The organism is Bacteroides mediterraneensis (assembly GCF_025993685.1).
GTDB lineage: Bacteria > Bacteroidota > Bacteroidia > Bacteroidales > Bacteroidaceae > Phocaeicola > Phocaeicola mediterraneensis_A.
In genome coordinates this window covers 3,030,494-3,046,747 of record NZ_DAJPEN010000001.1, presented here as the reverse complement: position 1 = coordinate 3,046,747, position 16,254 = coordinate 3,030,494, and the positions used below count along the sequence as shown (strand labels likewise).

Annotated in this window: 14 protein-coding genes; 11 read left to right on the top strand and 3 right to left on the bottom strand. The window is 46.9% G+C overall.

Features of this window, described 5'->3' with window-relative positions; all coding sequences use genetic code 11:
• The first annotated feature begins 2 nt into the window (after nucleotides 1-2).
• The 3 genes from ccsA to OIM59_RS13095 all read left to right on the top strand — a co-directional run bounded on the left by ccsA (nucleotide 3) and on the right by OIM59_RS13095 (nucleotide 3,708).
• Nucleotides 3-2,090 carry a cytochrome c biogenesis protein CcsA gene (gene ccsA, locus OIM59_RS13105; protein ID WP_299171413.1) on the top strand — a complete coding sequence of 696 codons (2,088 nt, stop codon included), beginning with the start codon at nucleotides 3-5 and terminating at the stop codon, nucleotides 2,088-2,090.
• Between the two features lie 86 nt (nucleotides 2,091-2,176).
• A complete protein-coding gene (locus OIM59_RS13100; protein ID WP_299171415.1) occupies nucleotides 2,177-2,746 on the top strand; it encodes an HdeD family acid-resistance protein in 570 nt (189 codons plus the stop codon).
• A 116-nt stretch (nucleotides 2,747-2,862) separates the two neighbouring features.
• Nucleotides 2,863-3,708, top strand: coding sequence for an AraC family transcriptional regulator (locus OIM59_RS13095; RefSeq protein ID WP_299171418.1), 846 nt, complete (start codon nucleotides 2,863-2,865; stop codon nucleotides 3,706-3,708).
• Nucleotides 3,709-3,787: 79 nt separating this feature from the next.
• Here the strand turns inward: OIM59_RS13095 and OIM59_RS13090 are convergent, their stop codons facing one another.
• On the bottom strand, nucleotides 3,788-4,864 hold the full coding sequence (locus OIM59_RS13090; protein WP_022353408.1) for a YeiH family protein: 1,077 nt from the start codon (nucleotides 4,862-4,864) through the stop codon (nucleotides 3,788-3,790).
• Nucleotides 4,865-5,039: 175 nt separating this feature from the next.
• On the opposite strand from OIM59_RS13090, the gene OIM59_RS13085 reads away from it, so the two are divergent.
• Nucleotides 5,040-5,708, top strand: a complete 669-nt coding sequence (locus OIM59_RS13085; protein ID WP_299171423.1) for a DUF5715 family protein — start codon at nucleotides 5,040-5,042, stop codon at nucleotides 5,706-5,708.
• 11 nt (nucleotides 5,709-5,719) lie between these two features.
• Nucleotides 5,720-6,478 (top strand): tRNA pseudouridine(38-40) synthase TruA, encoded by a 759-nt coding sequence (gene truA / locus OIM59_RS13080; protein WP_299171426.1) that lies wholly within the window; start codon nucleotides 5,720-5,722, stop codon nucleotides 6,476-6,478.
• Here the strand turns inward: truA and OIM59_RS13075 are convergent.
• A complete protein-coding gene (locus OIM59_RS13075) occupies nucleotides 6,475-7,242 on the bottom strand; it encodes a TIGR03915 family putative DNA repair protein (protein ID WP_299171429.1) in 768 nt (255 codons plus the stop codon). The two genes, truA and OIM59_RS13075, sit on opposite strands and share 4 nt — an antisense overlap.
• A 135-nt stretch (nucleotides 7,243-7,377) precedes the next feature.
• Here OIM59_RS13075 and OIM59_RS13070 point away from each other — a divergent pair, with 135 nt between their 5' ends.
• The gene (locus tag OIM59_RS13070; RefSeq protein WP_299171489.1) at nucleotides 7,378-8,445 is read left to right on the top strand and encodes a choloylglycine hydrolase family protein; all 1,068 of its coding nucleotides are present in this window, start codon (nucleotides 7,378-7,380) and stop codon (nucleotides 8,443-8,445) included.
• Nucleotides 8,446-8,481: 36 nt separating this feature from the next.
• On the opposite strand, the gene OIM59_RS13065 is transcribed toward OIM59_RS13070, so the two are convergent.
• Nucleotides 8,482-9,771 (bottom strand): putative DNA modification/repair radical SAM protein, encoded by a 1,290-nt coding sequence (locus OIM59_RS13065; RefSeq protein WP_299171431.1) that lies wholly within the window; start codon nucleotides 9,769-9,771, stop codon nucleotides 8,482-8,484.
• A 214-nt stretch (nucleotides 9,772-9,985) separates the two neighbouring features.
• Between OIM59_RS13065 and OIM59_RS13060 the strand changes: the two genes are divergently transcribed.
• From OIM59_RS13060 to OIM59_RS13040, 5 genes are all read left to right on the top strand, one after another.
• The gene (locus OIM59_RS13060) at nucleotides 9,986-11,236 is read left to right on the top strand and encodes an efflux RND transporter periplasmic adaptor subunit (RefSeq protein ID WP_299171434.1); all 1,251 of its coding nucleotides are present in this window, start codon (nucleotides 9,986-9,988) and stop codon (nucleotides 11,234-11,236) included.
• 80 nt (nucleotides 11,237-11,316) lie between these two features.
• A complete protein-coding gene (locus OIM59_RS13055; RefSeq protein WP_303898239.1) occupies nucleotides 11,317-12,630 on the top strand; it encodes an ABC transporter permease in 1,314 nt (437 codons plus the stop codon).
• A gap of 21 nt (nucleotides 12,631-12,651) precedes the next feature.
• A complete protein-coding gene (locus OIM59_RS13050) occupies nucleotides 12,652-13,947 on the top strand; it encodes an ABC transporter permease (RefSeq protein WP_299171437.1) in 1,296 nt (431 codons plus the stop codon).
• 68 nt (nucleotides 13,948-14,015) lie between these two features.
• Nucleotides 14,016-14,681, top strand: coding sequence for an ABC transporter ATP-binding protein (locus OIM59_RS13045; protein ID WP_299171494.1), 666 nt, complete (start codon nucleotides 14,016-14,018; stop codon nucleotides 14,679-14,681).
• Between the two features lie 133 nt (nucleotides 14,682-14,814).
• Nucleotides 14,815-16,233, top strand: a complete 1,419-nt coding sequence (locus OIM59_RS13040) for a TolC family protein (RefSeq protein WP_299171497.1) — start codon at nucleotides 14,815-14,817, stop codon at nucleotides 16,231-16,233.
• The last annotated feature ends 21 nt before the right edge of the window (nucleotides 16,234-16,254 follow it).

Sequence of the window (16,254 nt, the reverse complement as noted above, 5' to 3'; positions counted from 1 at the left end):
TTATGAAGGTACGTGGATGGAAAATAGCTGGAGTTTTTCTTTATGTAACTCTGATTATATTACTGGTTGCAGCCACTTTACTGGAACAAGTATATGGAACTCCTTTTGTGGAAACTCATATTTATCGTTCTTTTTGGTTTTGTAGCTTGTGGGGAACGTTGGCTTGTGTCCTGTTGCGGGTGCTGAGAAAGTACCAGATGGGAAGACGTTTCTCCGTTGTGTGGTGGCATGGCTCCCTCCTGGTCATACTGGGAGGGGCCTTGCTTACCTTTTTGACGGGAGAGAAAGGGTATGTACATCTTGAACAAGGGAAGGAGACCAATTTGTTTGTGGCAACTTCTGATCAGGTTTCACGGGAAATGCCTTTTCATATCCGGTTGGACAGTTTCAGGGTGGCATATTATCCAGGTACGGAAGCTCCGATGGATTATTTAAGTTATGTGACTTGCCGAGTGAAGGGAGAAGAACGTAAGGAAGTCATTTCAATGAATCATATTCTTTCGGTAGACGGTTATCGTTTCTATCAGTCGTCTTTCGATACCGATTGGTCTGGTAGTTGGTTGAGTGTTAATCATGATCCTTGGGGTATTGCTGTGACCTATGCAGGATATGTGTGTCTGCTTTTTTCTGCGGTCTGTTTGCTGGTGAGTCGTAGGGAAACTTTTAGGAACTTGCTGCATCATCCGGCTTGGAGAAAGGTTGGTTTGATTTGTGTGCTATGGGGGATATCATTACCAATCTTGCAGGCTCAGCCAGTGCGTGTGTTAGTACGGCAGGATGCGGAAAAGCTGAAAACACGTCAGGTTATTTATCAGGATCGGGTGGTGCCGTTTAATACTTTGGCTCGTGATTTTACGTTGAAGTTATGTGGAAGTGGCACCTACCAAGGCTTAACTCCTGAACAGGTAGTGGCAAGCTGGCTATTATATCCCGAAGAGTGGCAGCATGAACCGATGTTTTATGTGAAGAGTGAAAATCTTCGTCAGATGTTACATCTGAAATCTGACCATGTGGCTTTGGTGGATTTATTCGACGGAAAGAGCTATCGTTTGGAGAAAGTGTGGAACGAATGGCAGAGAAAAAGGCAGAGTGGACTTTTCAAAGGATGGCTGGAACAGCATCAGGCCGAGAAATTGGAGAAAGAGATACGGGAACTGGATGAAAAAGTGGGTCTGGTTTTGATGTTGAAAAAGGGTACGCTTATCCGACCTTTGCCGACTGATGGAGGTGTAGAGCCGTTGTCATCTCTTCGGGTTCAAGCAGAATTGTGCTACAATGCGGTTCCTTTCTCCAAAATTTTGTTTATGTGCAACCTTCTTCTGGGAATTGTAGGCTTTTTCTGGTGGGTACGTTTTTATGTGGTAGTTCCTCAAGGCAACTATAGACGAAATTGGGTTTATGTTGTGTTGAAGGTTGGGCTTTGGACATCGTGTCTGGTACATTGGGGGGCTTATCTGCTTCGATGGTATATTGGGGGACGTATTCCGCTTGGAAATGGGCCGGAGACGATGCTTTTTCTAGCTGGTTGTCTGCTGTTAGGTGCTTGTATCTGGCAACGTCGTTTGGTGTTGCTTCTGCCGTCAGGGTTGTTGCTGTCCGGATGGGTGTTGTTGGTTGCCTGGTTGGGAGAAAAGAATCCGCAGATTACCCCATTGATGCCAGTGTTGCTTTCTCCTTGGTTGAGTATCCATGTATCCATTATCATGATTTCGTATGCATTGTTTGCCTTTATTTGTTTGTGCAGTATCTTGGCACTTGCGGTACGGAAACAGGTGGCTCAGATGCAACGTCTCACGTTATGTTGCCGATTGTTACTCTACCCTGCAGTATTGTTGCTAGGTATAGGTATTTTTATTGGAGCGGTCTGGGCTAATGTTTCCTGGGGGAGTTATTGGACATGGGACCCGAAAGAGGTGTGGGCTTTAATCACTTTTCTGATTTACGGAGCAGCTTTTCATTGGAGAAGTTTTTCTTTGTTTCAGCGTCCCGGTGTTTTTCATTTATATTTGATTTTGGCCTTTTCCACGGTATTGATGACGTATTTTGGAGTAAATTATCTATTAGGAGGCATGCATAGTTATGCGGGATAATCTGTTCATTATCCTTTTGAAAGATTTGTTTGTAGATTGATACTTTTTCATTACCTTTGAGTAATGAATTTTAAACAGATGAAAGTATGAAATCTTTGAATTATGCATTGGTTGGTTCACTTTGTGCATTGATTCTCGGAATCCTGCTCGTGACATGGCCCGATGTAGCGGTGAATTACCTGGTAATTACCATTGGAGTGTTGTTTCTGATTCCTGGTTTGGTAGGCCTGTTCACTTATCTGGCCCTGTGGAATCGGAGAAAGGAAGAGGCTCCACGTCCGGCATTCCCGATTGTGGCCTTGGGGAGCACCCTCTTTGGATTATGGCTTATAATCATGCCCTCTTTTTTTGTGGGTGTGCTTATGTATGTGCTGGGCGTATTGCTGGTGCTGGGAGGACTTAGTCAGCTGGCCAATCTGATTGCAGCCCGTTCATTCATGCCGGTACCGTTTGGCGTATATGTGGTGCCGGTATTGGTTTTGGCTGCAGGCATTACGGTATTGTTCAATCCGTTTGAAACAGCGGAAATTCCATTTATTGTGCTGGGTATATCGTCCATTGTATATGCTTTGATGGACCTTTTCCGGTTGCTGCGTTTCCGACGAAAAAAGAGTAAGATAGAAGATGTGGTGCCCATTGAAGAGATAAAGGATTAGTAAAAGGCCGGAGCATATCCGGCTTTTCTTTTTTCTTTTTAACTCATTGTGTGTCCCTTTATGTTGGAATCTATTGGGAGAACCTCTATATTTGCCTTGAATAAAAGAGTGATAGAATGAAAAAATTGGAAAAGCTTGATTTGTTGCCTGAAGATCAGAATATGATTGCAGGTATAGACATGACGGGCGGCTTCAGACAGTTGTTTCAGGTTTCTGCTCCTTTTCCGGGATGCCTTTTCCTTTTGTGTCTGAGGGGGAATTGTCGTGTGAAAATTCACTTGACACATTATGAAATGAAGGAAGGATCGCTGGCCATATTGTTTCCGGGAGTGTTTTTCCAAATTGAAGAACAAAGCACGGATTGCCGGTTTATATTTGTGGCTTTTTCCAGAAAACTGATAGAGGGAGCTAAATTGTTTTCCTATACGGTGGAATATACTCCTTATATATTCGAACGTCCGGTAATAGAAATGCAGAAAGAGAAATATGAATTGTTCCGTGACAGTATTCGTCTGTTGATTCGCCGTCAGAGGATACAGGAGGAGATGACGGAAATGCAAGTCAGCCTGATTTATACCCAGTTATTGCTGGCATTGGGCGGGGTATATAAGAAGAGGGGAGAGGATGATTCTCCGAGATATAATCGCAACCAGGAAATAGTGAAGGAGCTGGTACGGATTATCGTACAATACTATAAAACGGAACGTAATGTGTCGTTTTATGCAGAGAAATTGCATTTGTCTCCTCAACATTTGAGTACGACAGTAAAGAAGGTGACAGGAAAGACATTGACCGATATTCTTTCTTCCTTTATCATACGGGATGCGCAGGCTAAGCTTCGTTCTACCGATATGACGGTGCAGGAGATTGCTTATTCGCTGAATTTCTCGGATATTTCTTTCTTCGGAAAGTATTTCAAGCGTTATACGGGTATGTCGCCCAAACAGTATCGCAATAAATAAGGTATAATTGCATAAAATGAATGGAGGCAACCCGAAAGGCTGCCTCCATTCATTTTTATATTTGTATGAGCAGGTTTTCTTATGCGAACATCGGAGTGATGTATTGTGTGAGCAGGTATCCGCCCACCAGCAACCAGATGTAGAGCAATCCTGCCAGCAGGAACGGTTTGGCTCCGGCTTGCTTGAATTTTTCCAGGCTGGTATCTGTGCCCAGTGCCGTCATGGCCATGGTCAGCATGAAGGTATCAATGTATTCAATGGCACCGTTCAACGGAATGTCCTTTACAGTTTCTGCACCTGTCAGGTATTGCAGCAGGGAGTTCACACAGATGATACCGATGAATCCGAAGGCAAACCAAGGAATGGTGATCTTGCTCTTTTCAGCTTTTCCTTCGGCATTGGTTTTCTTTCTGCCTGCCAGGGCGAAGCTCATGATGACCAATACCGGGGCCAGCATCATCACGCGAATCATTTTGGTAATAGTGGCTGTTCCGGCGATTCCCAAAGTGTCAGTCGGGTCCATGGCGTTTCCGGCCCCTGCCACGTGGGCTACTTCATGCAAGGTACTTCCGGTGTAGATGGCTACTCCGGTGTTGCCCAGTGCGTCCAGCAATCCGGCACGGTACATGATGGGATAGAGGAACATGGAAATGGTTCCGAAGATGACTACAGTCGATACGGCAATGGCCGTTTTATGTCCTTCACATTTTACGACCGGTTCAGCGCCCAGTACGGCAGCAGCTCCACAGATGGCGCTACCGGTAGCTGTCATGAGGGAAGTGTCTTTGTCCATTTTCATCATTTTTCCCAGCCATACACCCAGGAAGATGGTTCCCGCTACGATGACGGTATCTACAATGACCGCCGGAAGTCCTACGGCTGCAACCTGTGTCAGTGTCAGACGGAATCCGTAGAGTACGATACCGGCACGTAGAATCTGCTTCGTACAGAATTTAATGCCGGGTACCCATGTTTCAGGAAGCTTGTTGCGCAGGCTGTTGGCATACAGCATACCTAGAATGATACCGACAATCAGCGGACTGAACGAGAGGCTTTTGACGAAGGGGATTTCGGCGATATAAAAGGCCGCGAATGAGAATAGTGCAATCAAAAGAATACCGTGTAAGGTATTGGCTCTGTTTCCTTTTTCAAACATATAGACTTGTTTTTATGTGTATAGAATTATTGTTTTCTTGAATCCGGCGCAAAGATAGGTGTTTTTGGTGGAATGTCCTATTCACCTTTTTTTATGTGTGATAACTAAAAGTAATAATGTAGGTTTATAGGTTTTTTGTGTTATCTTTGCCGGGAATTAAAACGTTGAGAAAGAAATGAAGTTATTACTCAAGTCGTGTCTGGCAGTAGCCTTGCTGACGGGAATATGTCTGGCCGGATGCAAGGAAAAGGATATGTCGATGAAGATGAATAATCCGCGTAATATCAGAGGAGTGATTAGTTATAAGCGGTCGTTTGGTGATTTGAACGACGTGCAGCTGGCTACGGCGAAGAAAATCGGAATTCGTCCCATCAGTACCCGTGAGGAGGCAGAAGAAATGAAAGGCCGTCTGGTGGAGATTGTGGCGTGTGAGCGTTATGGGTTGGATTCATTGACGCATTCCATTCCTTATCTGGTGCCGCAGGCCAGTGCTTTGCTGGATACAATCGGGGTTAATTTTTTGGATTCGTTGGAAAACAAGGGGTTGAATCCCAATAAGATTATAGTGACTTCCGTAACACGTACGAAAGACGACGTGAAGCGCTTGCGTCGTACGAATGGCAATGCTTCATTAAATTCCTGCCATTTTTACGGAACTACGTTCGATGTGAGCTGGAAGCGTTTTGAAAAGGTGGAAGACCCTGACGGTCGTCCTATGCAAGACGTAAGTGCGGATACCTTGAAACTGGTGTTGTCGGAAGTGCTGCGCGACCTTCGCAAGGCAGACCGCTGCTACGTGAAATATGAGTTGAAACAAGGGTGTTTTCATATAACAGCCCGATAAATTATAGCGTGATGTTCAGGTATTTCATTTATTTGGCCTACGACGGAACCAATTATCATGGCTGGCAGATACAGCCGAATGGAAGCAGTGTGCAGGAAACCTTGATGAAAGCTTTGCATACGTTTTTACGGGATGACGCCATTGAAGTGGTCGGTGCCGGACGTACGGATGCGGGAGTACATGCCCGTCTGATGGTGGCCCATTTTGATGTGGAATGGATGTTGGAGGAAGACACGGTGACAGACAAGCTCAACCGCTTGTTGCCGCCGGATATTTCGGTGTATCGTGTCAGAAGGGTAAATCAAGATGCCCATGCCCGTTTCGATGCTACCTATCGCACGTACAAGTATTATGTGACCACGCAGAAGAATCCGTTCAACCGGGCCTATTGCTGGAGATTGTTCCAGCCGCTGGATTTTGAGAAAATGAACGAAGCGGCCCAGACGCTGTTCGACTATACGGATTTTACGAGTTTCAGTAAATTGCACACGGATGTCAAGACCAACAACTGCAAGATTATGCAGGCCCATTGGGATCAGCTAAGTGATACGGAATGGGTGTTCACCATTCAGGCCGACCGTTTTTTGCGGAACATGGTGCGGGCCATTGTCGGAACACTGGTTGAAGTGGGACGAGGGAAACTCTCGGTCGAGGGATTCCGGAAAGTGATAGAAGAGAAGAACCGCTGCAGCGCGGGGACCTCCGTACCGGGGCATGCCCTTTTTCTGGTGGATATCGGATATCCGGATGATTTATTTCCGTTTGCCTAATCTTTTTCTGTAAGGTATTTCCAAAAACGGACCGGCATATCCTTTTTGTGCTTTATGGGGTTGAGTCGGGACTGAATACAGACACTGTGAAAATAGCTTTTCCATCCCTCTTGGAAAAGCTTTTCGTTTTTATCCAGGAGTTCATCCTGCAGTTTTCCGTGGCGCAGGAAATCGGCTTGTGAGTTTTCAAATGTAATTTCATTTACTTCTTTCAGGTCGTAATAGTATCCGTATCGGCGGCGGGCGTCGTAAATAATCCATGCTTGGTCGGCAAAACGGTCTTGAAAATGCTGGATGGTCAGTGGATACACATTGTATATTGGTTCCATGATACCGAAATAAGTTTGGTCGGCTGTCTTTTGAAAACGCATGAATTGGAGTACCCGCATCCGTTCGCCTGCCACTTTCTTGCTTAGCTGATATACTCCGAGTACATCCGGGTCAGCAAAATTTTGTTCGATGGAACGGGAAGCATCCGTCACTTTTCTCATATAGCGGAAAAGGAGTATCGGGGCCTCCGGTGTTTCGGAAAGCCAGCAGTAAGTGAGGCAGGACAGGGCACTCCGGGAAAGTTTCCGGGAAAGCAGTTTCCATACCCGTTCCGCTTTGACCATGTCGGTCACTACCCGATGGCTTTCGTTATAGAAAAGAGGTAGCGGCTCCTTTTCTGTAAGCAGGAGGTCGGGAAAAGTCCGGCGGAAGTAGGCGTCGAACAAGGCGGTGAGCAGACCTTCGAAAGTGGCATCATATTGAAAAATAATCATGGTTTTTAATGGAAAATTTTCTATCTTTGAAAAAAGCTTTCGGAGAACAAAAGTAGTAAAAAACGATAAACCGAAACAAAATCAGACGTTTTTTGTTGTATACTAAAAATCGAGTGAATGATGAATTACAAATCTATGCTTTTGGGACTGATGGCCACAGTGGCCGTCTTCCAGTCGCAGCCTTCGCAGGCTTGTACCGGTATTACCTTGACGGCAAAAGACAGTACGCGCATTCTGGCCCGTACCATTGAATGGGGCGGAAGTGATTTGAACAGCTGCTATGTAGTGGTTCCGCGTGGCTATACGGCACAGTCGTATGTACCCGGCGGGCAGGATGGCATGAAATTTACGGCAAAATATGGTTACGTAGGCCTTTCGGTGGAACAGAAAGAATTTGTGGCCGAAGGACTGAACGAGAAAGGACTTTCTGCCGGTTTGTTCTATTTTCCGAACTATGGAAAATATGAGACTTATAAGGCTGAATGGAAATCCTCTTCCATTGCCGATTTGCAGCTGGTAGCTTGGGTCTTGGGGAATTGCCAGACTGTGGACGAGGTGATGGAAAGCCTGAAAGAGGTGCATGTGGTAGCCATTGACCCACGAGCGTCCACTGTACACTGGCGGTTTGCCGATGTATCGGGACGACAGGTAGTGCTGGAGATTGTGGACGGACAGTTACATTTTTATGAAAACGAATTGGGTGTATTGACCAATTCTCCGGGCTTTGAATGGCAGTTGACCAACTTGAATAATTATGTGAATCTCTATGCGGGTAGTGCACAACCTCAGGAGTTTGGGAAGATTACCTTACGTTCTTTTGGTGCAGGAAGCGGTTTCCTGGGAATACCGGGCGATGTGACTCCTCCTTCCCGTTTTGTGCGGGCTGCCTTTTATCAGACTACGGCTCCTCAGCAGGAAAATGCCCATCAGACGGTGCTTCAGGGATTTCAGATTCTGAACAATTTCGATATTCCGGTAGGTATTGAGTTTCAGGGAGGAAAGATTCCGGCCAATATCCCAAGTGCGACCCAGTGGACTTCGGCTACAGACATGCGGCATCGGATGATTTATTTCCGCACAATGTATAATGCATCTATCCGCAGCATTGACTTGAACAAGATTGATTTCCAGCGCGTCAAATACAGAGCGGTTCCCTTGGATATGGTGAAGGAACAACCTGTGATGGAAGTGTCCGTCCGTTGAAGATGCAGGATAGGAATAATAAGAAAGAAGCTGCTTTCACTTGTGTGTGGGGGCAGCTTCCTCTGTTTCTGTGAAGTCGAAACTTAATTGACGCTCGTCTGTCTTTTTGCGGGGAATAGGAAGCAAGAGCCTTCGTACACCGGCTGCACCCAGTTCGTGGATAGTCTTGTCGGGCAGTTCATTGCAGGTGATGAAGTATTTAGCTTTTTTCATCACGGCTCCCATCTTTTTCAGTTCATAGAAGCCGATGCGCGAGAAACGGCGGGAAGTCACAATCAGGCGGGCAGATTTTACCCCAATGCCCGGCACGCGCAGGATAGCTTCGTAATCGGCGGTCTGGATGTTCACGGGGAAAAACTCCGGATGGCGGAGGGCCCAGGCCAGTTTTGGGTCGATGTCCAGATCCAGGTTGGGAGTCTGGTCGTCCACGATTTCGTCCACCTTGAACTGGTAGAAACGCAGCAGCCAGTCGGCTTGGTAGAGTCGGTTTTCCCGGACCAAAGGCGGTTGCTTCAAGGTCGGCAGTCGCTTGTCGTAGGTGTTGACTGAAATGTAGCCTGAGTAATACACGCGTTTCATGGTGGGTTGTTCATAGAGCGAGGAAGAAACTCGTAAGATATCCTTGTCGGTTTCAGGAGTGGCGCCGACAATCATCTGTGTGCTTTGTCCACCGGGGGCGAAACGAGGTGCGTGACGGTAGTGTTTCCGGTCTTCCTGATGCATCAGAATCCCTTGCTGAATGTATTTCATCGGGAGATATACACTCTGGTGGTCTTTTTCGGGAGCCAGTAGTTTTAAATTTTTTTCGGTTGGAATTTCCAGATTGACACTGAGACGGTCGGCATACAATCCGGCTTCCTGTACCAGTTCCTCACTGGCGCCAGGGATACTTTTCAGGTGGATATAGCCGTTGAAACGGTGTACCATTCGCAAGTCTTTGGCCACTCGGACCAGGCGCTCCATGGTGTAGTCGGGATTGCGTACCACTCCTGAGCTGAGGAACAGTCCCTCGATGTAGTTTCTTCGGTAGAATTCCATGGTCAGTTCCACCAGTTCCGTCACAGAAAGCGTGGCTCTCGGAATGTCGTTGCTTACCCGGTTGATGCAGTAGGCGCAATCGTAAATGCAGTAGTTGGTCAGCATGATTTTGAGCAGGGAGATACAGCGTCCGTCTTCCGAAAAACTGTGGCAGATGCCCCATCCGCCCACAGTATTTCCTACCCCTCCTTTGGTATTTTTTCGGGAAGTACCGCTGGAAGCGCATGATACATCGTATTTGGCGGATTCCGTCAGTATCTTTAGTTTTTGTATTACCTGCTCGTTCATATTCCTATTCCTTTCCAAATTTAAAGGTAGAGAGAGTTCCTGAAATGTGCAACGGTTCGGTAATATTTCTCGCGAAAAACGGATGGTATGTGTTTAAAACCGGACATAGTGTTCGATAGTGGACACCTTTTGAAAATGGCTTGTTGTTGGATATCAGCTGTTTATGTTCTTGGCATGGATGTTGTTCTGGGAAAGTGTGATGATAGATAAAAATATGGATAGAGAAATATCAAAAGAAGAACAAAGAAGGGTACGCAATAAGAGGCTTATACATTATGGAGGCATTGGTGCCGGATGCGTGATATTGTTGGTTGGGCTTTTTTCATGGATGCGCAGTAGTGTGAAAGAAAGTGCCCTTGTTTTTTCGGAAGTGACTCGGGGAACGCTTGAGGTGAGTGTGAGTGCGTCGGGTAAGGTTGTACCTGCCTTTGAAGAAATCATCAATACACCGATTCATTCGCGTATCGTGGAGGTATATGGAAAAGGAGGAGACAGTGTGGAAATAGGTACCCCGTTATTGAAGTTGGATTTGCAAAGCACTGAGACTGGCTATCAGAAATTGCAGGATGAAGACCAGATGAAGCGGTATCAGCTGGAGCAGTTGAAAATCAATAACCAGACGTATCTCAGCGATTTGGAAATGAAGGTAAAGGTGTCTGCCATGAAATTGAACCAGATGAAGGCGGAGTTGCGGAACGAACAATATCTTGACAGTTTGGGTTCGGGTACGACCGACCGGGTGCGTCAGGCGGAATTGAATTTTCAGACGGGAAAACTGGAACTGGAACAGCTTCGTCAGCAGCTGGCCAACGAACGGAAGGTGAAAGCCGCCGACTTGAAAGTCAAGGAGTTGGAATATGAAATTTTCCGTAAGGAGATGGCAGAGATGAAACGTACGCTGGAGGACGCGCAGATACGGTCGCCCAGAAAAGCCATTCTTACCTATATCAATGATCAGGTGGGGGCGCAGGTGACAGAAGGAACCCGGCTGGCGGTCATTTCAGATTTGAGTCACTTTAAGGTGGAAGCGGAAATTGCAGATACTTATGCAGATAAGGTCGTGGCAGGTGGACGGGCTATTGTGAAGATAGGCAATGAAAAGCTGGAGGGACAAATCAGCAGTGTGACGCCTTTATCTAAAAATGGCATGATTTCTTTTATTGTGCAGCTGGCCAATGACCATCACCGCCGGTTGCGTTCGGGACTGAAAGTGGATGTGTATGTAATGAATGCTGTGAAAGAAGGCGTATTGCGAATAGACAATGCCAGTTATTATGTAGGGAAAGGAAAATATGAGTTGTTTGTGCGGGATGGAAAAGATGAACTGGTCAAGCGGAAGGTACGGTTGGGAGATTGCAATTTTGAATATGTGGAAGTACTTTCCGGTCTTCAGCCGGGCGACCGGGTGGTGGTCAGCGATATGAAGGACTTTCGGAACAAACGGAAGGTTAGGTTGGTACACTGAGTGTGAGGTAGAAAATACTTTTCAGAAGCAATAGATTATACATATAAAGAAGATTTAATAAGAGTGAAATTCTTATGAGAATGCGAAGAACTTATTTAACACAGGCTTTTACGCTACTGAAGCAGAACCGTCTGTTCAGTATGCTCTACATTGTCGGTACAGGATTGGCCATTGCCATGACCGTGATAGTGGCGGTGGTTTATTATGTGAAACTGGCCCCTATCTATCCGGAAGAGAATCGGAAAAACACGTTGTATCTGACTCATGTCAGTTTCAAATCGGAACAGGAATCAAGAACCTATCAGTCCGCTTTGTCGTATCGGGCCTTACAGGAATGGATTTATCCGCTAAAGAATGTGGTAGTAGTTTCCGCATGTTTCAGCTATGCAACGGATTATTATGTACAGCCTGCCGATCGGAGCGGGGATTTCCGTCCGGCATTGAAACTGGTGGATCCGGCTTTCTTCCGTATCTATAAGTTGCAATTTTTGGAGGGACATCCGTTCGCGGAGGCCGATTTGGTAAGTGGCATTCATACGGCTGTGATTTCCGATGACCTTGCCCGTCGTTTGTTCGGTACGACAGAAGGCGTGGTGGGACGTTCGTTTTCCATGGATTATGTGAATTATCACGTATGTGGGGTGGTACGTGGAGCGAGTTTCTTGACACGCCAGTCGTATGCACAGGTTTATGTGCCTTATTCCATTGAATCAAATTACAAGGACCCCGTTGACTCCAGCTTCCCCTATTGTGGTCAGTTTGACGTGACTTTTTTAGTGAAAGACAATGCGCAAGCAAAGGCTTTACGGGCTGAAATCAAGGACTTGACCAGAAGAGTGAACACACAATATAAAGGACAGTGGCAGATGGAATTGTGGGAACAACCTACTTCGCATGTACTCAGTGTGTTTAAAGATTATCCGGCAGACACGAGTTTCAGCTCTTGGAAGGTGGTGGGTCGGCTGATATTGTGGGTACTGGTACTTCTGGTTGTGCCTTCACTTAATCTGAACGGACTGATAGCCAGTCGTATGGAGAGTCGTTTACCGGAGATGGGCGTTCGTAAATCTTTTGGAGCCAGTCGGAGTGCCTTGTTGTCGCAGGTGATGTGGGAGAATTTTTTTCTTACGTTAGTGGGAGGTGTGCTAGGCTTGCTGGTGGCATGGATTATGCTTTATGTAGGGCGTGAATGGATTTTTATGTTGTTTGATTATTGGCCGATGGATATTCCGGAAGGAGCCAATCTGTATGTGTCAAGTGAAATGCTGTTTGCACCGGTCGTGTTTCTCATCGCCTTTTTATTGTGTCTGGTGCTGAATTTGCTCTCCGCTTTGTGGCCGGCATGGATGTCGTTGCGCAAGCCGATTGTGTATTCATTGTATGAAAAAAGATAATCCGAAAAATACTGAGTGGATATGTGGAAATTGATTTTGAAAAATCTTTGGAGCCGTCGCCGTCGCAACGGATGGTTGCTGGCTGAACTGATATTGGTGGCCATTCTTTCCTGGGCCATTTTCGACCCCGTGCTGGTAGTGACTTATGAGCGACATCTTCCGTTGGGATACGATGCAGACCGTCTGTGTATGGTGTCTGTGGCCATGCTTCCTCCGGAAGCTCCTGGGTATGAGCCGCAAGCGGCCGATTCGGCTTCGTTGATGCAGGCGTATTTGAATCTGGTAGACCGTGTCCGGCAGTATCCTGGGGTGGAACAGGCTGCTCCGGTACTTTCTTTTGTATATCCGGGTGCGATGGGAAGTGGAACTTACGATTTTGTAGCAGAAGGTGATTCGGTCGTTCATTCGGCTCTCTATATCGAATTTTTACCTCATACCCATTTCTTTGAAACCTACGGTTTCCAGTCTGGTGAGGGGAGTATGAGTGCGGTCCGGCTGTCGGATTTGGACAATGGGGACTATTATATCATGACGGAAGATTTGCTGGAAGGAATGTTCCATACATATATGTACCGGAACCAGCGTTGCTGGGAGGTGAATGGTACAGATACGTCTTATACGGCGGTGAAAGGAACGGTGAAAGCATGCAAGTATCTGAGTGACTGGCGTCCCGTACCGGTTGTGTTCATGCCGCAGCAGAATCCGGACATTCGTTCCAGCCTGTACAATCTGAGGATGGTCATTCGTTTGAAAGAGGGAGTCAGCATGGAACGCTTCTTGCACGATTTCCACCCTTGGATGCTTCGCCAGCTACGTGCCGGGAATCTTTATGCCCGTGAATTGCAGTCGTACGATGAAATCAATGCGGCCCGTGAATTCAGTGATTCTACGGCGCTTTATCGTCGTAATTTGAGTATTGCACTGTTTTTCCTGATCAATCTCTGTCTGGGAGTGATTGGTACTTTCTGGATGCAGACTCGCACCCGTCGGGAAGAGGTGGGCGTGATGCTTTCTTATGGAGCGACACCTCGTCGCATTCGTCTGATGCTCTTGGGAGAAGGTACGGTACTGACCACGCTGGCTACTTTCATCGGCTGCTTCATTTACCTGCAATATGCGTTTAGTGAGGGACTGAATAAGGGAAATTCCTGGATGCCGGCGGTGATTCCCAGTTGGGTGGACAATTTTGGACTGCACTTTTTCCTTGTCTCACTGGCGGTGTATGTGGTGCTGCTGTTGGTAGTATGGGCAGGTATTTATATCCCGGCTCGCCGGATAAGCGCCATCTCGCCCACGGAAGCCTTGCGGGATGAATAAAAAGCACGTGAAACAATTCGTCTGAATACAGATGCAATGATAAACTTTTAAACAAGATGCGTATGAATATGATAGAATTAACCGGAATCAATAAGATTTACCGGACCAATGAGATAGAGACACAGGCATTGGAAAATGTGAACCTGACGGTAGAAAAAGGAGAATTCCTCAGCATTATGGGACCTTCAGGATGTGGAAAATCTACTTTGCTGAACATCATGGGATTGCTGGATGCGCCTACCAGCGGCACTATCCAGATTGCAGGAGTGAAAGTGGAGGGGATGAAAGACAAGGAACTAGCCGCTTTCCGTAACCGGAACTTGGGATTCGTGTTCCAGTCGTTCCATCTGATTAATTCCTTGAATGTGCTGGATAATGTGGAGGTACCTTTACTTTATCGCAATGTTTCTGCGAAGGAACGCAGGCAGCTGGCTGAAGAAGTATTGCAGAAGGTAGGATTGAGTCATCGTATGCATCACATGCCGTCGCAGCTTTCCGGAGGGCAATGCCAGCGTGTGGCCATTGCCCGGGCAATTGTGGGAAATCCGGAAATCGTGCTGGCCGACGAACCGACCGGTAACTTGGATTCCAAGATGGGAGCGGAGATTATGGAGCTGCTGCACAAGCTGAACCAGGAAGACAGGCGTACGGTGGTGATGGTGACCCACAATGAGGAGCAGGCCAAACAGACCTCACGTATTGTACGTTTCTTTGATGGCCGCCAGGTAGGATAAGGTGGAATGGCTGGTTGGAAGAATTGAGGTGAGGAACGGATGTGGTACGATAAATGAGTGGAAGAGTATGAAACGGAGTATATGGATTTTATTTTCTTTTTTCCTTTTCTGTAAAGGAGAGGCTGTGGAGCCGATGGAAAGAACGCATGTGTTGACGTTGGACGAGGCCATTATGCTGGCACGGGTACAGAGTGTGGATGCGGCCGTAGCTTTGAACGAACTGAAAACGGCGTATTGGGAGTATCGTACCTATCGTGCGGAACTGTTGCCGGAGGTGAACTTTACGGCCACCCTTCCTTCTTACCACAAGGGGTATAATTCGTATCAGCAGAATGACGGTTCCTATACCTATGTGCGGAACAACTACATGCAGATGAACGGACAGCTTTCCATCGACCAGAATATCTGGTTCACGGGAGGTACGTTGTCGTTGAATACCTCTCTTGATTTTCTGCGGCAGATGGATGGCAGTTCCGGCAATCGTTTTATGTCGGTCCCGTTGGCTTTGACCTTGAACCAGCCTGTCTTTGGGGTGAATCAGACCAAATGGGACCGTCGGATTGAACCGGTGCGTTATGCGGAGGCCAAAGCGGCTTTTCTGAGTGCGACGGAAGAGGTGACGATGACCACTATAAATTATTTTTTCAATCTGCTACTGGCTCGTGAAAATGTGGCTATTGCCAGGCAGAACCTGGAAAATGCAGAAAAATTGTATGAGGTAGCCAAAGCCAAGCGTCGGATGGGGCAGATTAGTGAAAACGATGTGTTGCAGTTGCAATTGAATGTGCTGGATGCCCGCTCTTCGCTGACTTCCAACGAGAGTGCCTTGAAGAGTCACATGTTTACCTTGCGTTCGTTTCTGGCTTTGGGGGAGAACGAAGAATTAGTACCGGAGGTGCCGGATTCCGTGCCCGAGGTCCGGTTGGAGTATGCAGATGTGTTGTCCAAGGCTTTGGCTAATAACTCCTTTGCCCAGAATATCCGTCGTAGGCAGCTCGAAGCCGATTATGAAGTAGCCAAGGCCAAAGGAAATATGCGCGAAATCACGCTCTTTGCCCAGGTCGGATTTACAGGAACCGACCGACGTTTTGATACGGCTTATCGTCGGTTGAAAGACAATCAGGTGGTGGAGATTGGTTTCAAGATTCCGATTTTGGATTGGGGGAAGCGCCGCGGGCAGGTGAAAGTGGCACAGAGCAACCGGGAAGTGACGGAAAGCAAGTTGCGGCAGGAATCCATGAATTTCAATCAGAATCTGTTTGTGCTGGTGGAGCAGTTCAACAACCAGCAGACACAGCTTCATTTGGCGGATGAGGCCGATAAGATTGCCCGTAAACGCTATCATACGAACGTGGAGACTTTTCTGGTCGGAAAGATTTCTACACTCGACTTGAACGATTCGCAGAGCCAGAAGGATGAGGCACGCCGCAAGCACATCAATGAGTTGTTTTATTACTGGTACTATTATTACCAGTTGCGCAGTCTCACACTGTGGGATTTTGCGGCAGGCACAGGGATTGAGGCCGATTTTGAGAAGATAGTCAGGCATTGACCCGTTTCTTTTGTGAAATTA

What these genes read in the sequence shown, in the direction of transcription:
- OIM59_RS13045 (WP_299171494.1), top strand. Translation starts at nt 14,016, where the DNA reads ATGATAGAATTAACCGGAATCAATAAGATTTACCGGACCAATGAGATA.
- OIM59_RS13055 (WP_303898239.1), top strand. Translation starts at nt 11,317, where the DNA reads ATGCGAAGAACTTATTTAACACAGGCTTTTACGCTACTGAAGCAGAAC.
- OIM59_RS13085 (WP_299171423.1), top strand. Translation starts at nt 5,040, where the DNA reads ATGAAGTTATTACTCAAGTCGTGTCTGGCAGTAGCCTTGCTGACGGGA.
- OIM59_RS13100 (WP_299171415.1), top strand. Translation starts at nt 2,177, where the DNA reads ATGAAATCTTTGAATTATGCATTGGTTGGTTCACTTTGTGCATTGATT.
- OIM59_RS13090 (WP_022353408.1), bottom strand. Translation starts at nt 4,864, where the DNA reads ATGTTTGAAAAAGGAAACAGAGCCAATACCTTACACGGTATTCTTTTG.
- OIM59_RS13070 (WP_299171489.1), top strand. Translation starts at nt 7,378, where the DNA reads ATGCTTTTGGGACTGATGGCCACAGTGGCCGTCTTCCAGTCGCAGCCT.
- OIM59_RS13065 (WP_299171431.1), bottom strand. Translation starts at nt 9,771, where the DNA reads ATGAACGAGCAGGTAATACAAAAACTAAAGATACTGACGGAATCCGCC.
- OIM59_RS13040 (WP_299171497.1), top strand. Translation starts at nt 14,815, where the DNA reads ATGGAAAGAACGCATGTGTTGACGTTGGACGAGGCCATTATGCTGGCA.
- truA (WP_299171426.1), top strand. Translation starts at nt 5,720, where the DNA reads ATGTTCAGGTATTTCATTTATTTGGCCTACGACGGAACCAATTATCAT.
- OIM59_RS13095 (WP_299171418.1), top strand. Translation starts at nt 2,863, where the DNA reads ATGAAAAAATTGGAAAAGCTTGATTTGTTGCCTGAAGATCAGAATATG.
- OIM59_RS13060 (WP_299171434.1), top strand. Translation starts at nt 9,986, where the DNA reads ATGGATAGAGAAATATCAAAAGAAGAACAAAGAAGGGTACGCAATAAG.
- ccsA (WP_299171413.1), top strand. Translation starts at nt 3, where the DNA reads ATGAAGGTACGTGGATGGAAAATAGCTGGAGTTTTTCTTTATGTAACT.
- OIM59_RS13050 (WP_299171437.1), top strand. Translation starts at nt 12,652, where the DNA reads ATGTGGAAATTGATTTTGAAAAATCTTTGGAGCCGTCGCCGTCGCAAC.
- OIM59_RS13075 (WP_299171429.1), bottom strand. Translation starts at nt 7,242, where the DNA reads ATGATTATTTTTCAATATGATGCCACTTTCGAAGGTCTGCTCACCGCC.